The following is a 23,556-nucleotide window of genomic DNA, read 5'->3' as shown; positions in this document are numbered from 1 at the left end:
ATAAAACTCATTTGTGGATATAAATATTACAAATTGTTGCTTATGAGATTATATTTAGTAAGTGTAGTTTAAATACTTTAAATGAAAATACCAGTTGAATAAATTAATCAACTGGTATTATTTAATTGAATATACCCTTAAAAGAGAATTCACTATTTTACAATTACAAATTTCCCATTAATTTTTGCAAAAAGAGTTTCTCTACTTGAGTCAATTAATGAAGCTCCAACAAATTTTCCATTCCCTCTTAAATAAAAATTAATTTTATCTGTATCTATATTAGGAAGTTCTTCTTTCTTAAAAAATTTAAAAATCATTTTAAAAGATTCTAAAGTTTCTTTTGTTACTATAGATACATCATCACCTCTTAATTTGGCTTCTTCGGATATTGTAAAATTACTAAGTTCAATAAACTTCTTTGCATCTTTATTTTGAATTACATAGTTCATTCTTTTAATTAAATTTTTTAAAGAATCAATATCTGATTTGTTTAATTCAATCGTTTCACCAATGTCCCAAACTGAGCATCCAATTGATTTTGACAAATCTATTTTAAATTTTAAATTTGATTTGAAATCTACTTTTGGAATCATTGTATCAGCATATTTATGAGAATAAATTACTTTCCCAGTTTCTGGATATTGATTTAATAAATATTCATAAACTTTAAACTCAAATGAAGCATCATCAGAATCATGCTTTATATCAAATAATATTTCATTAATCCCTTTTTTAGAAAATTGAGATAAGTTTAAATTGATATATCCATTTACTTTAGTTATTGAATCTAACTTAATTCCCTCTAATATTGATTCACCAGACATGTTTTTATAATTACCCACTAAGGAATAAAATCTATTTAATGGAAATTCAGTTATTTTTTTAAACCCAGATTTTGGAGGGTTATCGGCATTAAATGAGAAAACAGATTTGAAAGGTAATTTTATGTCTAAAGGTAGACTGTAGGATAAAAGTTTTTTTGTTTTTGAACCTGAATATTTGTTCACAATTAAATTAAAAGTAAAATTAGAATCCTTAACATCGATTAGTTCTTCTATTTCTATAGATATTTCATTTTTACCTTTTAATAATAATGTATTAATAGGTGTAGATGTATAAAACATAGCGCTATTATCTTTTTCTCCAAAATATGCATATTCTACTCCATTAATATTTATTTTACCTTTAAGGTTATTCCCATTATATTCGATATTATAAGTAATAGCTTTTTTATCATAACCTCCTAAAAAACTTTGAGAAGTTAAAACTTGTTTACTAACAATTATCAATATTGCTAGGAAAAATAAATGTCTCATATAATGTTATAATTTAAGTTTTAAAGAATTAAGTAATTAAGATAAATGTTGATTTAGAAATTTTTCCATTTCAGAATAAAACTCAAATTTATTTTCTTCATTATGAAAACCATGACCTTCGTTTTCTTTTACAATATATTGAACTTCAACACCTCTTTTACGCATAGCTTCAACCATTTGATCTGATTCAGCTTTTTTAACTCTAGGGTCATTAGTACCTTGAGCAATTAATAATGGAGCAACAATTTTATCTGCATGAAAAACTGGTGATATTGACCTTAATAAATCTGCATCATCAATTGGATGACCAATTTGTTGATAAGTCATTTCAAGTTCAGGTTTCCAATAAGGTGGAATAGATTCAATTATAGTAAAAAGATTTGCGCAACCTACGTAATCAATTCCACATTTATATACATCTGGAGTAAAGCAAAGTCCAGCAAGAACGGCATATCCACCATAGCTTGCACCATAAATACCAACTCTTTTAGGGTCTGCAATACCTTTTTGAATTAGCCAATTAACACCATCGGTTATATCATCTTGCATTGTTTTTCCCCATTGTTTATAAGCTATAGTTTCAAAATGTTTGCCATAACCAGTTGAACCTCTAAAGTTCATTTGAAGAACTGCATAACCTCGGTTTGCAAGAAACTGAGTATCTGAATTATATCCATAAAAATCACGAGCATGAGGTCCGCCATGCGGATGAATAACTACAGGTAAGTTCTTTGTATCTTGTCCAATAGGAAGTGTTAGATAACCATGAATTGTAAGTCCATCTCGGCTTATGTATTGAATAGGTTTCATTTCCGATAGTTCATTTTCATTAAGCCAAGGAGCAATAGTTGCAAGTTTAAATAACTCTTTAGTAATTGAATTATAAAAATAATATGCACCTCTAAATCTATCACTGTTTACTAATAGAAGCATTTTGGTTTCATCAGTGCTTGTGGTTCTAATACTTACATCATAATTTGGGAAAAGTGAATCTATTTCTACCTGTAAATTTTTTCTTTCATCATCTATAAAAACGTACTCTGTTTTCCAAGAATTATAATAAAAACCTGTTAATTTTTTTTTGAATGTAGAATACATAACATTTTCAGAATCATATTCATCATTTTCAAAAAGAACAATTGATTTTAAATTAGTTTCTAAATTATATTCAGGATTATATTTAATAATTCTTTTTTTATCTTTCCCAAAATTAGTTGAAGCAAAAAAATGTTTGTTGTCAGAGTCAAAAGTTAGAGGATGAAAAGCATCTTTAAAGTCAAATGTAAACATCTCTTTAAATTCAGAAACATCATTTTCTCTATATAATAAAGTCTTGTTTAATCCGTTAGTTTGAATTGCTAACCTTGCAACTCCTTCATGATCTGTTAACCATTCTGTGACTCCTCCAGGATTTTTGCCAATTATTTTTAATTCATTTGAAATAACATTTAACTTATAAAGATCCATTAATTCTGGATTCTCTTTATTCATTTGAATTATAATTTCTTCATCATTTTCTTTGAAGAAATCAACTGGATATGCTTGAACTTCATTAAAAGGAGTTGCATCAGTAATAACTCCATTTTCAATATTTATAGTATAAAAATGAAAATTCTCATCACCATTTAAATCCATAAAATAAACTATAGTATTATTCCCTTTCCAAACACTAAATAAAATGTCCCGTACAGTAACATTAGTTAAAGGCTTCACATCATTACTACCAATTTTTTGAAGATGAATATTCATTCTTCCATTTATTGGTTTTAGAAATGAAATATATTCGCCATTTGGAGAAATTGCATAACCATTTGATTCAGGATTCTTAAAAAAATTCTTTAGCTCAATAATATTTGTTTTCATAAAAGTAATTAATTATTTTTTTCACCTTCTATACAATTCTCAAAAGCGTTGTTGTAAATGTTCTTAATATCTGAAACAGTAGATTTAATCAAATCGTTTATTTTAAAATTCTCATGAACTACAACACCCAATTTGTTAAGTGGTACATCATATTTATTTGCAATTTCAATTAACTCAGAATAGTTTTCATGATTATAACTTATAATAACTCTTGATTGAGATTCACCAAATAATCCTGCTATTTCATCTTTACATTGATAAATAACTTCAGCACCAAAATTATTTTCACCACTTTGAATTGCACATTCAGCTAAAGTAATGCTAAGTCCTCCTTCTGAACAATCATGAGCGGAATTTACTAATCCTTTTCTAATTGATTCCAACAAACATTTTTGCAAATTTAGTTCGTTCAATAAATTAATTGTTGGCGAATCTCCACAAACTTTTCCTGAAATAATGGATAATAATTCGCTACCACCTAACTCTTCATTCTCGAATCCTAACAAAGAAATTTCATCACCAATATTTTTAAAACCAATTGTAGTAATATGAGATAAATCTTCAATTATACCTAACATACCTATTGTAGGTGTTGGGAAAATAGCACTATTTTGAGATTCATTATGAAAGGATACATTGCCTCCTGTTACAGGTGTGTTAAGGTTCTTACACATATCACCAAGTCCTCTAATAGCTTCTTTAAATTGCCAGAAAACTTCAGGGTTGTAAGGGTTGCCAAAGTTAAGGCAATTGGTAATGGCAACTGGTTCAGCTCCAGAACAAACGCAATTCCTAGCTGATTCAGCAACAGCAATCATTCCACCAATATATGGATTCAAATAAACATATCTTGAATTACAGTCAGTAGAAACAGCAATTGCTTTACCTGGTATTTCTTTTAACCTTACAACTCCAGCAGAACTTTTGTACGGATAAACTGTATTCGTTCTAACTTTAGAATCATACTGTTCATAAACCCAATGTTTGCTAGCAATATTTAAAGAAGATAGCAATTTTTCAAAAGCAATTTGAGGTTTTATATTTCCAATTAATTCGATAGGATTTAAGGATCTAACTTCATTTATATATTTTGGGATAATCCATTCACGTTCATAAACTGGAGTATCACCACCACCTAAAGCTAATGAATGTGCAGGTACTTTTGCAACTAATTCAGAACATCTATAAATCTCTACTATATTTCCTTTAGTAGTGATACCAATTCTTGTAATTGGAACATCCCATTTAGAACAAATATCTTCTGCTTTTTTAATATCACTTTCTTCAAGAACCAAAAGCATTCTTTCTTGAGATTCACTTAACATTATTTCGTAAGCACTCATTCCTGCTTCTCTTAATGGAACAAGATCTAAATTTATATTCATTCCAGTATTTCCTTTTGAACTCATTTCACTTGTTGAACAAGAAATTCCCGCAGCCCCCATATCTTGAATTCCTACAATTACACCAGACTCTATAAGTTCTAAAGTAGCTTCAAGTAATGTTTTTTCAGCAAATGGATCACCAACTTGAACAGTTGGTCTCATATTTTCAGTTAACTCATCAAATTCTCTTGAGGCTAGTAAAGAAGCACCATGAATTCCATCTCGTCCAGTTCTTGAACCAAGTATCATAACAGCTAGGCCAGGTTTCCCAGAAGTAGCAGAAGCAGTTTTATTTGTTTTGACAATTCCAACAGCCATTGCATTTACTAATGGATTATCTTGATAGCAATTTTCAAAAAACACTTCACCTCCAACTGTAGGTACACCAAAACAATTCCCATAATGTCCAATTCCATGAACTACACCAGCAACTAGATACTTAGTTCTAGCTAAAGTTGGATCACCAAATCTTAGGGAATCTAAAGCAGCAATGGGTCTAGCTCCCATTGTGAATATATCACGTAAAATACCTCCAACTCCTGTTGCAGCACCTTGAAAAGGCTCAACAGCTGAAGGATGATTATGACTTTCAATTTTAAAACAGATTGCATACCCATCACCAATATCTACCAAACCAGCATTTTCTTCACCAGCTTCAGCAAGTAATTTTTCTCCTTTTCTAGGGAGTGTTTTTAATTGAGAAATTGAATTTTTATAGCTGCAATGTTCGCTCCACATTACAGAATAAATACCTAGTTCGCAATAAGTTGGAATTCTACCTAAGATAAAAATTATCTTTTCAAATTCTTTCTCTGTTAAGCCCAAGTCTTTTGCGTCTTGCAAGTTTGTTAACTTAGAATCTAAATTATTAGACATATAAAAATTATATAATCGGTAGGAAAATTTTTGAATTTAATTTGTATTTGCAAAAATAAGAAAGGGGTTTTAAAAGTATGGTTTTATCTGTAAAAAAATAAAATTATAAAATTGAGGTAAAATTAAATTAGTGAAATTTTGAGAATATAAAATAAAAACCCCTTAAAGTAAACTGACTTCAAGGGGTTTTTATTGCAAAAGTTTGAATAAACTAAATTTACTTTATGTAAATCATATTTTTGGTAATCATTGAGCCATTTTCAAAAATTATTGAATAGGTATAATTACCAGAAGGAATTCCGATAGAATCAAAAATTAAATTATGAATACCTTTTTCAAATTTTTTATTTGAAACAATTGAAATTAACTTCCCATTCAAATTACTAACTATAACTTTACATTGCATTGAGTTTGGAATTTCAAAAGAAATGTTTGTGTTATTTGCAAATGGATTTGGATTGTTTTGAAATAATTTAACATCTTTAGGTATATTTTTAATATTAGAGTATTCAACTCCACCAATAGGTTTACTATCACAACTAATAACTTTATAAATATTTCCGCTATAATCTGAAATCCAAAAGTTTTTATCACGAGGATCAAATTCAATTCCTCGAGCATTAATATTTGATCCAATATTATCTAAAGAAATAATACATCCTTTATTAGTACCATCTTCAACTGAAAGTTCTTCAGCTGTTGTTTTTTGTAAAGAACCACCTGTAAAATCTGTAATAACTTGATAGAAAATGTTCTTATTAAAAGGAGAAGAACACGCACCCCTAGGTCCATTTTCTACAATTTTTAATCTTGGAAGAGTAACAATTAAATTCCCATTATCTGGGTCTAACAAATAAATTTCTTGTTTACCATTTCTATCTGAAGCAAGTAGATAAGGAGTATCAGTATTGTCACCTAACCAAGCCAAACCAATTGGGTAATCACAATTAGATCTGTAAGATTTTTTAATATTTCCTTTTAAATCCATTTCATAAAGCCAGCCTTTAGAAGCAACAGTAGTACTTTGCAATTTGTGAACAAAGAATGATTTCCTATCAGGAAAATAAGCCAAATCAGTAAACAGACTATCTACATTAGCAGCCCCTTTAATTTTAATTTCTTCTTTAGTTTCAAAATTATTTGGATCAAGTTTCAGCATTAAATTGCTTGCAAAATCTGTAGTATACAAATATTCTCCATCAAACCCTATCCCATAAGTTATCATTGGCTTACCAGCTGAAGCAATAACGCCACCTTGTTTGAATTTAGTCAATGTAAATGATCTACTTGTGGCTGTTTGTTCAGTAACTTGCTCAGATGTTACTCTAATTCTTGTAAACTCACTTTCATAATTTGGGACATTCCATCTTAAATCATTTCCACCAACGTTCTTTGCAATTTCAACCCATTTAACTCCATTATCTAAAGAGTATTCTAATTTAACAGAAGTTGAGCCAACAAAACCATTCCAAGAAATTAACTGCGGAATGCCACCCATCCAAACTTCACCACCTGTTGGCTTAACAACTTCAGGTGTTGTTTGAGATTTTTCAAGTTCAATCTCCCACATAGAACGGCCATGTGAAGCCATTCTTAGAGTTTTAGTATTCTTATAAATTTCTAGATCAACAACCCCAACCCTAGGTAAACCTTCATTAAAAGATGCCCAAGTTTTCCCACCATCAACCGTTATGTACATTCCAATATCAGTACCAGCATAAATAATATTCTCATCATCTAAATCTGTTGTAATTGCTGTAACAGGAATATCTGGTAAACCTTTTGAAATATCTTGCCAAGATTCACCTAGATCTGATGATTTGTAAATATGACCAGTGAAAAATCCAGAACATGACATAAGAATTAAATTCTTATTCTTATTTGACATTGAAAAATCATTTATTGCTCTATTTGGCATACCAGATTTGAAAGTGATTTCAGACCAAGACTCGCCCCCATCTTTTGTGATTATAACAGCTCCATTATTAGCTCCAGCAACTATAATATTATTATCTAAAGATGAAATGCCAATTGCTGAAACCTTTCCATTACTCCTAATAACTGGTGAGGCAGCAATCCAATCATCACCACTATTTAAAGAAATATATACTTTTTCTCTTCCGCTAAATATTTTTTTATTGTCAATTGGATCAACTAATAATGGTGCTGACCAATTAGCATAATCTTGAGTAGCAGCAGAAAGCCCAGATGATAATCCTTTGCGTTCTCCAGTCTGAAGGTTAACTCTTACTATTGCACCAAATGGATTTTCTACATAAAGTATATTTGAATTCTTAGGGTCTATTGCAACATAAAACCCATCACCCCCATATATTTCAGCTGCATTGACAGAAAAATTTTTGACAGTGCCATTATCTTGAGTTCCACCATAAGTAATTCCATTTGCTTTTTGATCAATACAAATACCATAAAATTGTGTAATAGCTAACAAATTATTTTTTTCACTAAATCCTTCACCTGCATTTTCACTTCTATACATTCCACCATCGTTTCCATGATACAAAATATTAGTATTTAAAGGGTCAAACTCATAACAATGATGATCAGCATGAACTCCACTACCGGTTGTATTCCAATTTTTTCCTCCATCAATAGACCTAACCATGCTAGTTTGACCACCAGCAATTAAAATTTTAGGATTATCAGGTTTTACAGATATGCAATTATTATACCAGCCTTGCTCGCCCATAAAGTTCCCTCCAGAATATATTTTTTGCCATTCTTTACCCTTATTTACTGTGGAATAAATATAACTATACTTTCCATCTGTTCCTTTAGATTCATAGCTAACAGCATATACAATACTTGCATCATTAGGAATTGCTAAAGAAATTCTACCAAGAGTTTCACCATCACTCCCAATTCCAATTCTTCTTTCTTCAAGTGTTGAGCCACCATTATTAGAATAGAATACACCTTTAGAAAAAGAAGCAATCCAAATCTCATTCCAATCTTTAGGGTTAGCTATAACGTCACCACTCGGTTCACCATAAATTTTTGTAAATGTTAAACCAGAATTATCTGATTTATAAACACCACCATTATTTTTTGTTGAAGCAACATAAATTTTATTAGGATCAGTAGGATTAATTATAACTTTCGAAATTGCTCCTAAAGTAGTTAATCCAACTAATTGCCAAGAGTTGCCTCCATCTATAGATTTAAAAAGTCCTGCTCCTTCATATGCATCAATATTAGATGTTTGTTCACCAGTTCCAGCGTATAATATATCTGGATTGCTTTTAGAACAAGCTATAGAGCCCATTGAAATTGCATTTTCATTCTGCATTTGAGGTGACCAATTATCACCCCTGTTAGTTGATTTCCAAACTCCTCCATCTGCGGTTGCACACCAAATTGTTTTCCCATCAGTTGGATGAACTGCTATAGCGTTAACTCTACCTCCAACTTCATATGGACCTATACATTTCCAAGTTTTAATGGATTGCAAACTATTTCTTTTTTCATTTAATTGACTAAAAGTTGGAATAGAATTTTTTTCTAACTCTAGTGCTTTTCTGCGTGCTCCTTGTGGAATTTTATCATATGGATAAGATCTCAATTCGTAATAATACTTTATTCTAGAACCAGGATCATCTTTTTCCTCAATTGATTGTTGAGCAAATAACACCTTTAATGGAATTATAAATGAGACAAGTAGTACAATTTTTAAGAATATTTTATGTATAATCATTAAATTGGATTTGTTGAAAAGAAAGTTAAAATAAAGTTAAATTGATATAAAATTTATAATTTTGCTAGTAATATAAAATTACGATTTCAAATTTGCGAATTTATTTTCAAATTATATTAATAAATTAAAAATTACTGACACATAAATTACCTATAAAGTTACTTTCAATCATTCAAAAATATGTTCGAACAAGAAATTTCGTTTAATATATCTCAAGTAAATTCTGAGTTTGATTCAAATAAAAATAGTATTTCTTTAAAAGAGATATTGCAAAATGATAATATAGAAAATAGATTTAAAAAGTTTTTTGAAAATGAAGTTAAATATTGGCTTTACCAAGAATCAATTGAAAATTTTACAAATAAAAGATATGACTTTACAAACCCAGAAGTTGCATCATTAATGGATTATTTAGATAAACTTAAACTTAGATATTGTAATTTTAATAGGGAAGAGTTTGATAAGATTTTAGATACTTCTGTTAAAATTACTTTTAATTATTTATGCAGACCTCAAACAACATTAAAATGGTTTATATTTCGTGGAGAGCCTATAAAGCCTATAGATGAGGTAATTTTAAGACTAGAACCATTTGCAGATTACAATTATTTCCAAGAAGTTTTTTTAGAGTGGGTAGAAAGAGAAAGAAAAGAAAAACCAGCATTTGAGAATATTTCATCGCAAGAATTTGAAAGGATATTAAGAAAAACCGATGATCAAATTTTAGTTGATTGTTCTGCAGACCAGTTATTAGATATAATGAAGCCATTGTTTGAATTTGTTGGGAAAACTAAACGGCAAATACCTTTAACTTCTGTAATAATTTTCTTTGATGATAAGAATATTCAGAAATTAGTTATACCACTTGAAGAAATGTATAATCACGGCAAAGAAACAATTACTAGGAGTGAGTTAATTGATGAGATTATAAAAGTTATTGAAAATAATACTGAACCAGAAGCCGATTTTACGGAAGTCTTCTCTAATATAAAGTTAAATGATGTTATAAAAACTCACATTGTAACAAACAGCTTAAACATTGATGAAGACAACTTTAACAAAGTTGTTGATAATAAATTGGAGTTAATAAACGATATTGATAAAGATTCAATTCCCTTAAATGATTCATCAACAATTAACCCAAATAATGAAATTGTTAATGATAATAAAGTTAACATTGATATTGAAAAAAAACAATCCGATTTGTTAGATAACTTGTTGTTAAATGAGATTGATGAAGAAAAAACTGATAAAAATAAGTTCCCTTTGGAAATTAATAATTCATATAATGATACATCACAAAGAGACAAAGATGATATTTCACAGATATTAAAAAATTCAAAAAAGAATTTAGTTATTAAGGAGTTAGATGAGAGTATTTCTAAAAAAACATTAGCTATGATATTTAAAAATCATGAAAACGAATATAATATTTTTATTAATAAGTTAAAAGATTCTGATACACTAGATGAAGCTCTAACAAAAATTGATTTGATTTGTTTAAAACAAGGAATTGATCCAAACTCTTTTATTCCATTAAGATTAGGTAAAGCAATTTACTCTTGGTTCAAATAAATAGTTTATAAATTAACCAATTTCTTTATCTATTAAATTCACGAAAAAATAATTTAAAAAAATATACCTTTCAAATAATTTAAAAGAATTAAAACTATTTATAATTAATATTAGTAAATTAAATTAGTATTATCCTACCTTTAGTAATAATAGCAGATATTTGAGAAATCCAAATGATGGATTAAATTTAAAATTAAACCAAAAGTAATAAAACAAAAATGTTTATAGATTCAGCTGATATATTAGTTCAAGCAGGAAATGGTGGAGGGGGAGCAATAAGTTTCAGAAGAGAAAAACATGTGCCAAAAGGAGGACCTGATGGAGGTGACGGTGGACGTGGTGGCGATGTTATATTAATTGCAAATATTAACATTGGAACATTAATGGATTTTAGATACAGAAGGGAGTATGTTGCAGAAAATGGCATTCCAGGAATGGGTGCAAGAAAAACTGGACGAAATGGAAAGGATATAGAAATTCAATTACCAGTTGGAACATTAATTTATGATGCTATTACAAATCAAGTAATAGCTGATTTTGATAAACATGCCCAAGTCTTTGTAGTTTCAAAAGGTGGGTTTGGAGGAAGAGGTAATAGCAATTTTGCTACATCAACAATGCAAACACCTAGATATGCTGAAAAGGGTAAACTTGGTGAGTCTAGAAGTATTAGACTTGAACTAAAGATGTTGGCAGATATTGGTTTGGTAGGCTTTCCTAATGCAGGTAAATCAACTCTAATCTCAAGAATTTCTGCTGCTAAACCTAAAATTGCTGATTATCCATTTACAACACTAATCCCTAATATCGGTATAGTGAGAGTTGGCGAAGGGCAATCTTTTGCCGTTGCAGATATTCCTGGTTTGATAGAAGGAGCAAGTGAAGGTAAAGGATTAGGACATCAATTCTTAAGGCATGTAGAGAGAAGTGGAGCACTATGTTTTTTATTGGATGGATTGAGTGAAGATAAAAATAATGATTACAAAATTTTGTTAAAAGAGTTGAAAAAATACAACCCAGATATGCTCGAAAAGGAAAGGATTATCTGTATAACAAAATCAGATTCTATGAATGATGACCAAAGAAAAGAGGTTGAAAAAATCAGAATAAATAGAAAAAAACCATTAATAATTTCAGCAGTGTCTGGTGAAAATGTTAATGAACTAGTAGCTTTAATGTATCATAGTATCAAAAAAATTTGATATCAAATTGGTTGAAACATTATTTTCTACTATTATTAATTGAGTATTAATATTGTATTTCCAAACTCAATGCACTTATTTTAAAGTTAATTCTTTTTTGATACAATTATTAACGAATATCTAATTGTTATTACAAATAAATTGAATTAATATTGAAACTAATTTAATACAGAAGAGAAAATACAATACAAAAATAATAAATTTTTATTTCAATGTCCATTAAGAATTTTAAAATTAAAAGATTTTTAACTCAACCATTAGTATTGTTTGTATCACTTGTTTTTGTAAGCTATTCAGCTTATTCTCAACAACCACAGACAACAACAACTGTTGCTAAAAATCCAGATGGTTCTACATCAACATCTACAATTCGACCTGCTCAAGGAAGGCAAATAGTAACAAATGACAAAGAAGTTAGTAACACTAGAAAGGAATGTGTATTTAATACAGATCCACTAAATCCTGATACTGATGGAGATGGGTTAACAGATCCAGAAGAAGTTAAAATCTATAAAACTAATCCTAGAAAAGTTGATACAGATGGAGAAGGATTACCAGATGGCGACGAGGTAAAAAAATATAAAACTGATCCTACTAAGCCAGATACAGATGGAGATGGGTTAACAGATGCTGAGGAATTGTCTATTACAAAAACAAATCCTTTAAATCCTGATACAGACGGTGATGGAGTTATTGATGGTCAAGACAAGTGTCCATTGGTTAAAGGAGTTAAAGAAAAACAAGGTTGTCCTTCTTCACCAATACCACCACCAAAAGGTAAGTTTAAAAAGAAACTTGATTTCCAAAATGTATTCTTCTATAAGAATACAGATAAATTCAACTTGGAGATGAATGAAACAGAAGCTGAGTTACGCAAAATGAAAGAATATCTAGATCAATGCCCAGAAATTAGAGTAGTTGTTGAAGGTCACGCTTCTCGTGAAGGTAATGAAAAAAATAATCAAAGGTTAAGTGATATTAGAGCAAAAGCTACAAAAAAATGGCTTATCGATAATGGGGTTGCACCAGAAAAAATTGTTGGAACTAAAGGATATGGAAGCAAAGTTAATGCAGTTCAAGAACCAATACCAAATTCTAAACAAGCAAAGGGCATGAATCAAGAAGAGTTAGAAATTTTAAGAAAGAAAAATAGAAGAATAACTGTAGCTGTTCAAACTGATTGCCCTGAATTTATTAAACAATAAATTAGAGTTTAATATTTAATTTTAATTACATCAAAATATTATAAAAGCGTTTCAACATAATTAAGTTGAAACGCTTTTTTTTGTTAAATTTTAGCAAAAAAATAAGCCTGCGTTTCACCCAAAAACGCAGGCTCTGTACTAGTTAATACCTTAATGATCTGAAATTGCGCTTCACCCTAAAAATACGCAACCTTGTCTATTCTAAATATCCACCCTAAAAGATATAAAGAAATACCCCTACACAAATATAAAGATTATATCATAATAAAAAACTATTTTTTTTAAAATATCCCATTTTTTAAACGATTTTCAAATTCTAGATCACTTACTGATCCTTCAGCTGATAATATCATTTTGGCAATATCAATGTCATATTTTTGAATCTCAGAAACTTTAATTACAACTTCATTTGTTATTCCTCTTTTAATCAATAACTCATCATTTGAATATGAAGTTAAGGTAACATTTAATTTATTAATACCCTTAGAGATTAATCTTCCTAAAACATCCTTTGGGATATCAATAGTACCATCAATATTTATATTACAAACAAAATCAAAAGATAAAGACATAATTATATATAGTATTATTTATAAAAACTTAATCTATTTATTTAATTTGATTTAATTTTTTAAGTGAAATTTCAATCTTACTTAATTCACTCATTGATTCTAGTGGGTCATTTTTTGTTCTATGAGCTAAAGCCAAAGGAGCAACCACAAACAAATCATTTAATGTAACTTGATCTCTGTTATCTAAGGCTGCATTTGCCTTTATTGCTCTAGTTATTACTATTTCACCTCTATGCCCATGAACTTCAAGATCAACGCACAACTTTGCAATTGTTTCAAGAATTTCATCATTTAACAAAATTTTATCTATTGATTTTTGAGCCTTACTAATTCTTTTAAGAACAGTACGGTTTTCAAATTCCCATTTCTTTTTAAATGCTATAGGGTTATTATCAAATTCAAATCTTCTTTTAATTAACTCAACTCTATTTGTTATTGACTTTTCAGAATTTACCATACAGAACAACCCAAATCGGTCTAATAACTGAGGTCTAAGGTCACCTTCTTCAGGGTTACCACTTCCAATTAAAGCAAACTTTGCTTCATGTTTTACAGATATTCCTTCTCGTTCAACAATGTTTTCACCGCTTGCAGCAACATCTAATAGTAAGTCTATTAAATGATCTTCTAATAAATTAACTTCGTCTATATAAAGAAAACCATTATTTGCTTTTGCTAGTAATCCAGGTTCAAATCTTTTTTCTCCTGAAGTTAATGCATGTTCAATATCAATTGTACCAATAATTCTATCTTCAGTTGCACCCAATGGTAAATCAATAACTGGAATTATCTTATTATTTTTTTTTGGCATTACTTCAGCTAACGATCGTACTAGAGTTGATTTACCAGTACCTCTTTCACCCATTAGCAAAGCACCTCCAATCTTAGGATCTACTGCTAAAAGTAGTAATGTTTTTTTTAAGTTATCTTGAGCAACTATGGCTGAAAAAGGAAATACCAAAATTTTGTAAATTAGTAAAATGAATAAATTATTTTTTTACTATAAATGATTTCATGTCATTAAAATCGTTAGAAATCAATTTCATAAAATATGTTCCATTTGATAATTCTGAAACATCAATTCTTTTTTCAGATGTTGAAAATACTTTTATTCCAATAGAATTGTAAACTTCAATTAAATTAAATTTCGAATCAGTTAAAATACTAATTGAATTAGATGTAGGATTAGGATATAACATTGTTTGAGAAGAATTCAAATTGACATCTTTAACTCCAACTTTAACACCTAAAGAGACTCTAGCTAGATACATCATTTTAGTAATGGAATCATTTTCAAAACCTCTTTCTCCAACAACTAAAAATTCTTTTTCTGACAATTTTATTATAGAATTAAGAATATTGTTTTGGTTTGATTTCCCGAAAGAAAATTGAAAATTTGACTTCATATCCTCATCAAATCCACTAATTAAAAATCTTTTATCTCTTTTATTTGAAATAAGCTGATTATATCCAACTAAATAATTGACTCTTTTGTAAGTTAATCCATTAAAATAATTTGGTAATGTCTCAGGAACACTCACCACATTATCAGTAATTTTTAATTTGTTGAAGTTATCAATTACATCATATTTAGAAAAACCATTTTGAGATTTTGAAAAAAGGTAATGATAACCAGATGAGAACAAAGTTAAAAAACATTGATTAAAATTATTAGAGATAACTGAAGTCAATGTTAAATTATTCTTAGTATCAACTAAGTAAGTCCTTAACGAATCTGACTGTATAGATAATAACAAATCACCTTGATCATTTTGAGTAATTGCTTTTGAAATTAAACTACTTGAAATCGGAATCTGAAGTTTCAACTGTAATTCACCAGAGGATCCAAATTTAAAAAAATTAACTAATCTATTATTTTTTGAATCTACTGAGACAACATAAAATTTATCTAAGTTATTATCAAATTGAAATAGAGCTAGATCGCTTACAGCATAGTTTTCAAGTGTGTTAACATATGAACTTAGTTTGTCACCAAATTGATTTAGTTTTATTAGATAAGGTCTTGGTGTTAAAATAGTATCGGATGGATAAGCAAATCCAATTGCATTAATAGAACCATCAGAAAATTGTTTTACTTTTTTTAAAAGAACAGGAAACTCTTCAATGTTATCTTGTGTCCAACCAAATTCACCTTTTTCAACATTTACTTTAATTACAGCTGAATGAAATGCATCGTTAAACCCACCAGTAAAAACAGCATTCCCATCACTTAACATTGATACATTCTCAACAATTGAATATGAATTATTAGTTAAAATAAATCTTTCCCAAATTAGTTTCCCATCATTTTGTGAAAAACAATTTTCAAATACTATTACAAATAATAATGAATAAAGTAAAATTTTCATTTACAAATTTTATAATTTATTTTTAACATAATAATTTAACCTTTCTAATGTTAATATTTTTCCAAGAACTTCCATTGTTTCCCACATACCAGCACCAACTTTTTTTCCAGTTATTGCAATTCTCAATGGGTGAATAAGTTTACCTGCAGTTATGTTTAATTCTTCTGCGTATTTTTTGACTACTTCTTCTATGAATTGAGTTGACCATTCACTAACTAGATCTAATCTATTTATTAACTCAATCACATGATTAGTTGTATCTTCTTTCCAATGTTTTAATTCATAATCTGAATCAAAACTTTTCACATCACCAAATAAATAATCTGCAAAAACTGGAACGTCATGAACAAAATTAATTCTTTCTTTAACTAGATTCATAACTTTCCCAGCATAAATTGGGTCAACATTATGAAATCCATTTTCCTCTAAATAAGGCAATAAATCAGTAGTCAATCTTTCAATTGATAAAGATCTTAAATACATCCCATTCATCCAATTCAATTTATCTATATCAAAAATTGCACCTGCTTTATTTACTTTTTCCATTTCAAACAATTGGCACATTTCATCCAAAGTGAAGATTTCTCTATCAGCTGTTGGGTTCCAACCTAACAATGCAACAAAATTTAATAGTGCTTCTGGGAGAAAACCATTGTTCTTATAATCTATAACAGAAACATCTCCGTCGCGTTTAGATAATTTTTTTCTTTCTTTACTTAATAGAAGTGGAAGGTGAGCGAACTTCGGAGGTTCCCAACCAAAAGCATTATAAAGAATTATATGCTTTGGTAAAGAAGGTAACCATTCTTCTGCTCTAATAACGTGAGTGATTTCCATCAAATGATCATCAACTATATTTGCTAAATGATATGTTGGAAAACCATCGGATTTAAGTAAGATATTATCATCTAAGGTTTTATTTGCAAAAACACTTTCACCTCGAACCATATCTGATGTTCGTGTTTCACCAATAAGTGGTATAAACAATCTAATTGCATAAGAAACACCTGAATCAATTAGTCTTTTGGTTTCTTCATCTCCTAGAGTAAACTGATTTCTCATTGAGCTTCTATCATACATTGGAGCTATGCCAGATTTTTGTTGGCGTTCTCTCATTGCATTCAATTCTTCCGGAGTATCAAATGCATAATACGCAGTACCTCTTTCTATTAATATCTCGGCATGCTTTCTATATAATTCAGTTCGTTGGGATTGATGATAAGGACCAAAATTTCCTCCAACGTGAGGACCTTCATCAAACTCTATACCAGCCCATTTAAACATATCAATAATATTTTGTTTAGCACCTTCAACAAAACGAGTTTGATCTGTATCCTCAATTCTGAGAATAAAAGTACCACCTAAATGTTTAGCAAAAAGATAATTATACAATGCTGTTCTTAATCCTCCAACATGCAGTAATCCTGTAGGTGAAGGTGCAAATCGAACTCTAACCAAAATAAATTAATAATTTAATGAATGAAAGTATTATAATTACGGCAAAGATAATAATAGATAAAAGAAAATTTGATATTCTTAAAAAAAATAGATTAAGTCATTTAATTCTAAATTAATTCTTAAGATTATTTCTAATAAATTATAATCAAAAAAAATTAATTTAGAATTTATTATGAAAAAAAATGCAGATGAATTTGTAATCTAATAAAAATTAACTAATCATTTGCAAGAGCCATTTGTTCTCCAACTTGTAAAGCTGCACTAGTCATTATATCTAGATTGCCAGCATATTCTGGAAGATAATGACCAGCCCCTTTAACTTCTAGAAAAACTGTAACTTTTGTGCAATCAAAATTGCCAAATCCAGGTATAAAAACATTGACATCTTCAAAAACAGGATCCTTTACCATTTTGTAACCAGGTACATAATTTGAAACCAATTCCACATATTTTTCAATTGATTGTTTCACTAATATATTATCTGTCTTTTCAATCAAACAATAAACAGTATCTCTCATTATTAATGGTGGTTCTGCTGGGTTAAGTATAATGATTGCTTTTCCAATTTCAGCTCCACCTATTTTTTTTATAGCATAAGAAGTAGTTTCAGTAAACTCATCTATATTTGCTCTAGTTCCAGGACCCGCAGATTTGCTAGCTATTGAAGCTACAATTTCAGCATATTTAACTTTGGTTACTTTGCTAATTGCATAAACAACTGGAATTGTTGCTTGTCCGCCACAAGTTACCATATTAACATTCTTGGAATTAAAATAATCTTTTAAGTTAGCACATGGAACAACCATTGGTCCTATTGCAGCAGGTGTTAAATCAATTAAAATTTTATTAAATTGTTCCAACTTTTCTGCATTTATTTTATGAGCCGCAGCAGATGTTGCATCAAATACAATTTTGATTTTATCAAAGAGATGATGATTTATTAGACCATCAACACCTAAATGTGAAGTTTCAATTCCCATTTTTTTTGCTCTATCTAAACCATCTGACATTGGATCAATTCCAACAAAAAGAGCTACTTTTAAATTTTTACTTAGTCGAATAACTTTAATTAATAAGTCAGTTCCAATGTTTCCTGAACCAATAATTGCACAGTACATATTAAAATTTTTGATAGTTAATAAATTTCAATTACAAAGTTATTCAAAATCAATCATAAATTATATGTGCTTTTTGTTTTGAGGTTATTAAATTTGCATATTAAAAAATAATAAATCATTATGAACAAACCAATTAGAGTTTTAATAGCAAAAGCTGGACTTGACGGACATGACAGAGGAGCTAAGGTAATAGCTGCTGCAATGAGAGATAATGGTATGGAAGTTATATATACCGGACTTAGGCAAACACCTGAAATGATTGCTGAAGCCGCTTTGCAGGAAGATGTAGATGTTGTTGGAATCAGCTTATTATCTGGAGCTCATATGACAATCTTCCCAAAAGTATTGAATCTTATGCAGTCAAAAGGGCTAAACGATGTGTTGTTAACTGGGGGAGGAATTATGTCAGAAGATGATATAACAGAGTTAAACAAAATAGGAGTTGGAAAACTATTTACTCCAGGTGCTTCAACAAATGAAATTGCTGACTATATAAAAGAATGGTATTCTAAAAATAAATAATTTTTAAGAAGCACTTTTAAAGCTTCAATATTTAATAAAAATATGAATTTTAATTTTAAGTAAATTGACTACAGAAAATCTTGGTATAATAGGTGAATCTCCACAAATAACTGAGGCAGTAAATACATTAAAAAAAATTGCACCTACAGATTTGAGTGTTTTGATTATTGGTGAAAGTGGTACTGGTAAGGAGGTTTTTGCTCAAGCAATTCACACTCTTAGCAATAGGTCTTCAAAAAGGATGTATGCAATTAACTGTGGAGCAATACCAGAAACATTACTTGAATCAGAATTGTTTGGACATGAAAAAGGAGCATTTACAGGAGCTTCAGATATTAGAAAAGGATTGTTTGAATCTGCAAATGGTAGTACAGTTTTTCTTGATGAAATTGGTGAAATGTCATTATCCACTCAAGTAAAGTTATTGAGGGTTTTGGAGACAATGGAATATAGTAGAGTTGGATCAAATGATTTAAAGAAAACTGATGTTAGAATAATTGCAGCGACTAATGTAAATGTAGAAAAAGCTGTTGAATCAGGAAAATTTAGAAGTGATTTGTACTACCGTTTAAGGTCTGCTCAGTTATCACTTCCACCGCTTAGGGAACGTAGGCAAGATATACCAATTCTTATAAATCATTTAGCTATTAATGCATCTAAAAAATTAGGAATTGCTTATTTGGGTATCACTCCTGGAGGTATTAGATTAATTCAAGAGTATCCTTGGTATGGTAATATTAGAGAATTAAAAAATTTCCTTGAGTTGATTATTACTTTAGAAAAAGGGAATGAACTTAATGAAACAATAATTGCCAATCATATAGATAAGTTACCCAGACCTCAAGAAGTATATAATAATCCAAATACAGCTGCATTAATACATTTAAAAGGTGTTAATGCAGAACAAATTGAAAGAGAATTAATTTATAGAACTCTTTTGGAACTTAGAAACGAAGTTGTTGAACTTAAGCAAGTTGTTTTAAAAACAGTTTCTACTTTAGCCAATTTATCTCAGCAAGTACCCAGTTTACCAGCATCTCCAGAAACAAATCCTGAACAGATATTTAAAAATGAAGTACAGAATTTATCTTTAACAGAATTAGAAAAAAAAGCCATATTAATAGCATTAGAGAAAAATAGAGGAAACAGAAGAGCGGCAGCTAAGTTGTTAGGTATTTCAGAAAGAACACTTTATAGAAAGTTGATAGATTATTCTCTTGAAGAAGAAGATGATACTGAACCAGATTTTGAATAAAAAAAATTATTTATTTATTTATTTAACTAATCACTTTCATTGTTCATCAATTTTTAGTTTTTACTTTTTACTTTTCCAAATTTTCATTTTATTAGTTTTTTAAAAAATGAAAAAATATTATTTTTTATTCTTAATTGTTTTAGTTTGCTCTTGTTATTCATTTAAAGGGGGCTCTGTACCTGATTATCTAAAAAATATTGAGTTGGCCTCTACTGAAGATATAAGTGGCTTCGCAAAACCAAGTGTTAGGCAAGATTTAACTCAAATTTTGATTGCAGCTTTTAGAGATGATAATTCACTAAAAATATCTAATTCTTCATCCCCTGATTCAAAATTAGAAACAGTTATTACGGTTATTAGAGCTAACGAAAGATTAGCTGTAAGCAGTAGAGAATACGAGACAACAAGGTTGGTTACAATGGAAGTTAGAGCAACTTTTATAGATAATATTAAAAAGAAGAATGTTTTCAAAGACAAAGCTTTTTACTCTAGCGTTCAGTACCCAGTTTCCTCTGGAAGTAATGGAGAAACTGAAGCATTAAAGCAAAATATGAAAAAAATATCCAATGATATTTTACTTGAAATTGTATCGGCATGGTAATTAATTCCACGTTTGAAATTCATATTTAATTTTATAAATTTCATTTAGTTCTGATTATGTAAGATTAAACTTTAACTCATTAAGTCAATATTATTTATATTTTTGCCGACAAATTTTTTGATTATTATAATTAGATGCATATTCTAGTACTTACAATTTATTCAGGAGCATTATTCATTCTGTTACTATTTGGATTTCACACAGCGGTATTAGTTTGGCATTATTATAACACTAAGCCTTCCAAACCAGTTTCATTAAAATTACCAACAGATTCGGATTTGCCAATAGTAACTATTCAACTTCCTATTTATAACGAACACCATGTTGTAAAAAGAATTTTAGATGCTGTGTGTAATTTTAATTATCCAAATGATAAATTAGAAATACAAATTTTGGATGATTCAACAGACGATACTGTGGAAATAATTTCTAAATTAGTTTCAGAAAAAATTCTACTAGGTTTAGATATTAAACATATTCATCGGTTAAATAGAGATGGTTATAAAGCTGGTGCCTTAAAAGCAGGCTTAGAAATTTGTAAAGGAGAATTTGTAACAATTTTTGATGCCGATTTTTTTCCAAGTAAAGATTTCATTAGGCAAACTTTACCATATTTATTAAATGATAATAAAATTGGATTAGTTCAAACTAGATGGGAACATTTAAATGAAGATTATAGTATACTTACTAGAATTCAAGCCGTTGCACTTGATGCTCATTTTGCTATTGAACAACAAGTAAGAAATAGGATTGGAGTATTTATTAATTTCAATGGTACGGCAGGAATTTGGCGTAAGAAGTGTATATTAGATGCTGGGAATTGGCATGCAGATACTTTAACTGAAGATCTTGATTTATCTTATAGAGCTCAATTGAAAGGCTGGAATTTCATTTATTTAAATGATGTTTTTGTACCAGCTGAATTACCAAGTGAAATAAATGGCTTGAAAGGTCAACAGTTCAGGTGGACTAAAGGTGCAATTGAAACTGCTAAAAAACATATTGGAAACGTATGGTCATCAAAAATTCCACTTCGTTTAAAACTTTATGGTTCAGTTCATTTACTTGCAAATGGAATTTTCCCTTTAGTTTTAATGATGGCTTTAATGGGTTTACCAATGGTTGTAATTAAATTGAATCATCCTGAACTTCATTTGTGGTTAGATATTCTAAGCATTGGCATTTTAGTTTCAATGGCTTCTTTTGCATTATATATTTCTGCTCAAAAAGATTTGCACGAAGATTGGGTAAAAAGAATTTTTTTATTTCCAATTTTTATGGCTGGAATGACTGGTTTGGCAATAAATAATTCTAGAGCTGTAATTGAAGGGCTTATAGGTAAGAAAACAGAATTTACTAGAACACCAAAGTATAATATAATCTCTAAAAATGATAAATGGCAAGGTAGTAGTTATAAATTTAATAAAATTAAAATTGATACTGTAATAGAGTTAATCTTATCAGTTTATTTTTTAATATCAATAGTTTATGCTCTAAGTAAATTAGAAATTTCTGTTGTTCCTTTTCAGTTATTGTTTCTATCAGGTTTTTTATACAATAGTATTTTGTCTTTAAGACACGCATTTTCAAGAGCGTAGATTTGAGTTATATCAAATAATATTTTTAATTATTTTTTAAATAATTAAGAATTACAAGTATATTTGAATTGAAGATTTTCCCTAAAGTTACTTATTAAATTTTAACCTTAAATTATTACCTTAAAGCCATGAGATTAATCCTATTCGCCTTATTATTCATTGTATGTACAAATCTTCTTGTATCGCAAGTCTTAATTACTGAACTTATGTACTCTCCAAACGACCCAGAGCCAGAATGGTTCGAGTTGTACAACAATTCTGGATCAACAGTTAATGTAACTGATTGGTATGTGAAAGATAATGCTGGAAAAGAATTTGTAAAATTTTCTATCGGCAATATTGCACCATATTCATACGCAATTGTTACAGCTGATTCTCTAGGTTTCACTAGAGCTTATCCTGATTTTGATTGCAAGTTAACTCAACCAATAATTAAATGGAATTCTTTTAACAATACTGGTGGAGATAGTATTATTATTCTTGATAATAAGAGGAATGTTTCAGAAGCATTTTATTATAAAGATACTTGGGGTAAAAAAGGAAATTCAAGTTTTAAATATTCTCTTCAAAGAATTTCTTTAACCCAATCAGCATCAGATTCATCGAATTGGATATTTAATTCTACAAGTATTTGTAAAGCTTCAAAACTGTTAAGTATCGATTTCAAAAATCAAAACAACTTTTATTTACACATTGTTACTCATCTGACTAATGGATTTATTACTATTGATTTACCAAATTTATATGGCAGAAAAAATATTTACATATATAATGAATTAGGAATTTTAATCAAAGAAAATTTATTATTATCAAATGATTTACGAGTTAACTTAGGTATAAATGAATTCTTACGCGGCAATTATTTTGTAGATTTGTTATTTGGAAATCAACACTATATTGGTAAATTTATCTTAAATTAACAACAA

General features: G+C 29.1%; 17 protein-coding genes. 8 read left to right on the top strand and 9 right to left on the bottom strand.

The features are described from left to right. Window positions 1–152 precede the first annotated feature (152 nt). The 4 genes from IPP08_08985 to IPP08_08970 all read right to left on the bottom strand — a co-directional run bounded on the left by IPP08_08985 (window position 153) and on the right by IPP08_08970 (window position 9,155). A complete protein-coding gene (locus IPP08_08985) occupies window positions 153–1,316 on the bottom strand; it encodes a hypothetical protein (GenBank protein QQS65901.1) in 1,164 nt (387 codons plus the stop codon). A 36-nt stretch (window positions 1,317–1,352) separates the two neighbouring features. Beyond that, window positions 1,353–3,179: a S9 family peptidase gene (locus IPP08_08980; protein ID QQS65900.1), complete on the bottom strand. Its 1,827-nt coding sequence runs from the start codon at window positions 3,177–3,179 to the stop codon at window positions 1,353–1,355. An 8-nt stretch (window positions 3,180–3,187) separates the two neighbouring features. Then, window positions 3,188–5,440, bottom strand: coding sequence for a phosphoribosylformylglycinamidine synthase subunit PurL (purL, locus tag IPP08_08975; GenBank protein QQS65899.1), 2,253 nt, complete (start codon window positions 5,438–5,440; stop codon window positions 3,188–3,190). A gap of 217 nt (window positions 5,441–5,657) precedes the next feature. Then, window positions 5,658–9,155, bottom strand: coding sequence for a T9SS type A sorting domain-containing protein (locus tag IPP08_08970; protein QQS65898.1), 3,498 nt, complete (start codon window positions 9,153–9,155; stop codon window positions 5,658–5,660). 180 nt (window positions 9,156–9,335) lie between these two features. Here IPP08_08970 and IPP08_08965 point away from each other — a divergent pair, with 180 nt between their 5' ends. The 3 genes from IPP08_08965 to IPP08_08955 all read left to right on the top strand — a co-directional run bounded on the left by IPP08_08965 (window position 9,336) and on the right by IPP08_08955 (window position 13,137). Further along, a complete protein-coding gene (locus IPP08_08965) occupies window positions 9,336–10,730 on the top strand; it encodes a hypothetical protein (GenBank protein ID QQS65897.1) in 1,395 nt (464 codons plus the stop codon). A gap of 218 nt (window positions 10,731–10,948) precedes the next feature. Continuing rightward, a complete protein-coding gene (gene obgE / locus IPP08_08960) occupies window positions 10,949–11,932 on the top strand; it encodes a GTPase ObgE (GenBank protein QQS65896.1) in 984 nt (327 codons plus the stop codon). Window positions 11,933–12,144: 212 nt separating this feature from the next. Then, window positions 12,145–13,137, top strand: coding sequence for an OmpA family protein (locus IPP08_08955; GenBank protein ID QQS65895.1), 993 nt, complete (start codon window positions 12,145–12,147; stop codon window positions 13,135–13,137). A gap of 281 nt (window positions 13,138–13,418) precedes the next feature. Here IPP08_08955 and IPP08_08950 read toward each other — a convergent pair whose 3' ends face one another. From IPP08_08950 to IPP08_08930, 5 genes are all read right to left on the bottom strand, one after another. Further along, on the bottom strand, window positions 13,419–13,709 hold the full coding sequence (locus IPP08_08950) for a hypothetical protein (protein QQS65894.1): 291 nt from the start codon (window positions 13,707–13,709) through the stop codon (window positions 13,419–13,421). Window positions 13,710–13,746: 37 nt separating this feature from the next. Further along, complete coding sequence (locus tag IPP08_08945) at window positions 13,747–14,670, bottom strand: AAA family ATPase (GenBank protein ID QQS65893.1); 924 nt, start codon at window positions 14,668–14,670, stop codon at window positions 13,747–13,749. Between the two features lie 28 nt (window positions 14,671–14,698). Then, the gene (locus IPP08_08940) at window positions 14,699–16,078 is read right to left on the bottom strand and encodes a T9SS type A sorting domain-containing protein (GenBank protein QQS65892.1); all 1,380 of its coding nucleotides are present in this window, start codon (window positions 16,076–16,078) and stop codon (window positions 14,699–14,701) included. Window positions 16,079–16,087: 9 nt separating this feature from the next. Continuing rightward, a complete protein-coding gene (locus IPP08_08935; protein QQS67864.1) occupies window positions 16,088–17,539 on the bottom strand; it encodes a glutamate--tRNA ligase in 1,452 nt (483 codons plus the stop codon). A gap of 212 nt (window positions 17,540–17,751) precedes the next feature. Further along, a complete protein-coding gene (locus IPP08_08930; GenBank protein QQS65891.1) occupies window positions 17,752–18,654 on the bottom strand; it encodes an acetaldehyde dehydrogenase (acetylating) in 903 nt (300 codons plus the stop codon). Window positions 18,655–18,774: 120 nt separating this feature from the next. On the opposite strand from IPP08_08930, the gene IPP08_08925 reads away from it, so the two are divergent. From IPP08_08925 to IPP08_08905, 5 genes are all read left to right on the top strand, one after another. Then, window positions 18,775–19,176 carry a cobalamin B12-binding domain-containing protein gene (locus IPP08_08925; GenBank protein QQS65890.1) on the top strand — a complete coding sequence of 134 codons (402 nt, stop codon included), beginning with the start codon at window positions 18,775–18,777 and terminating at the stop codon, window positions 19,174–19,176. 52 nt (window positions 19,177–19,228) lie between these two features. Further along, the gene (locus IPP08_08920) at window positions 19,229–20,431 is read left to right on the top strand and encodes a sigma-54-dependent Fis family transcriptional regulator (protein QQS67863.1); all 1,203 of its coding nucleotides are present in this window, start codon (window positions 19,229–19,231) and stop codon (window positions 20,429–20,431) included. A 106-nt stretch (window positions 20,432–20,537) separates the two neighbouring features. After that, entirely contained in the window at window positions 20,538–21,032 is a 495-nt protein-coding gene (locus IPP08_08915) for a hypothetical protein (GenBank protein QQS65889.1), read from the top strand. Window positions 21,033–21,166: 134 nt separating this feature from the next. After that, a complete protein-coding gene (locus IPP08_08910) occupies window positions 21,167–22,630 on the top strand; it encodes a glycosyltransferase family 2 protein (GenBank protein ID QQS65888.1) in 1,464 nt (487 codons plus the stop codon). Window positions 22,631–22,758: 128 nt separating this feature from the next. Then, the gene (locus tag IPP08_08905; GenBank protein QQS65887.1) at window positions 22,759–23,550 is read left to right on the top strand and encodes a lamin tail domain-containing protein; all 792 of its coding nucleotides are present in this window, start codon (window positions 22,759–22,761) and stop codon (window positions 23,548–23,550) included. Window positions 23,551–23,556: the final 6 nt, after the last annotated feature.

The sequence above is a fragment of the Chlorobiota bacterium genome (genome assembly GCA_016700335.1).
In the GTDB taxonomy this organism is placed as follows: Bacteria; Bacteroidota; Ignavibacteria; order OLB7; family OLB7.
This window is presented reverse-complemented; position numbering and strand designations above follow the sequence as displayed.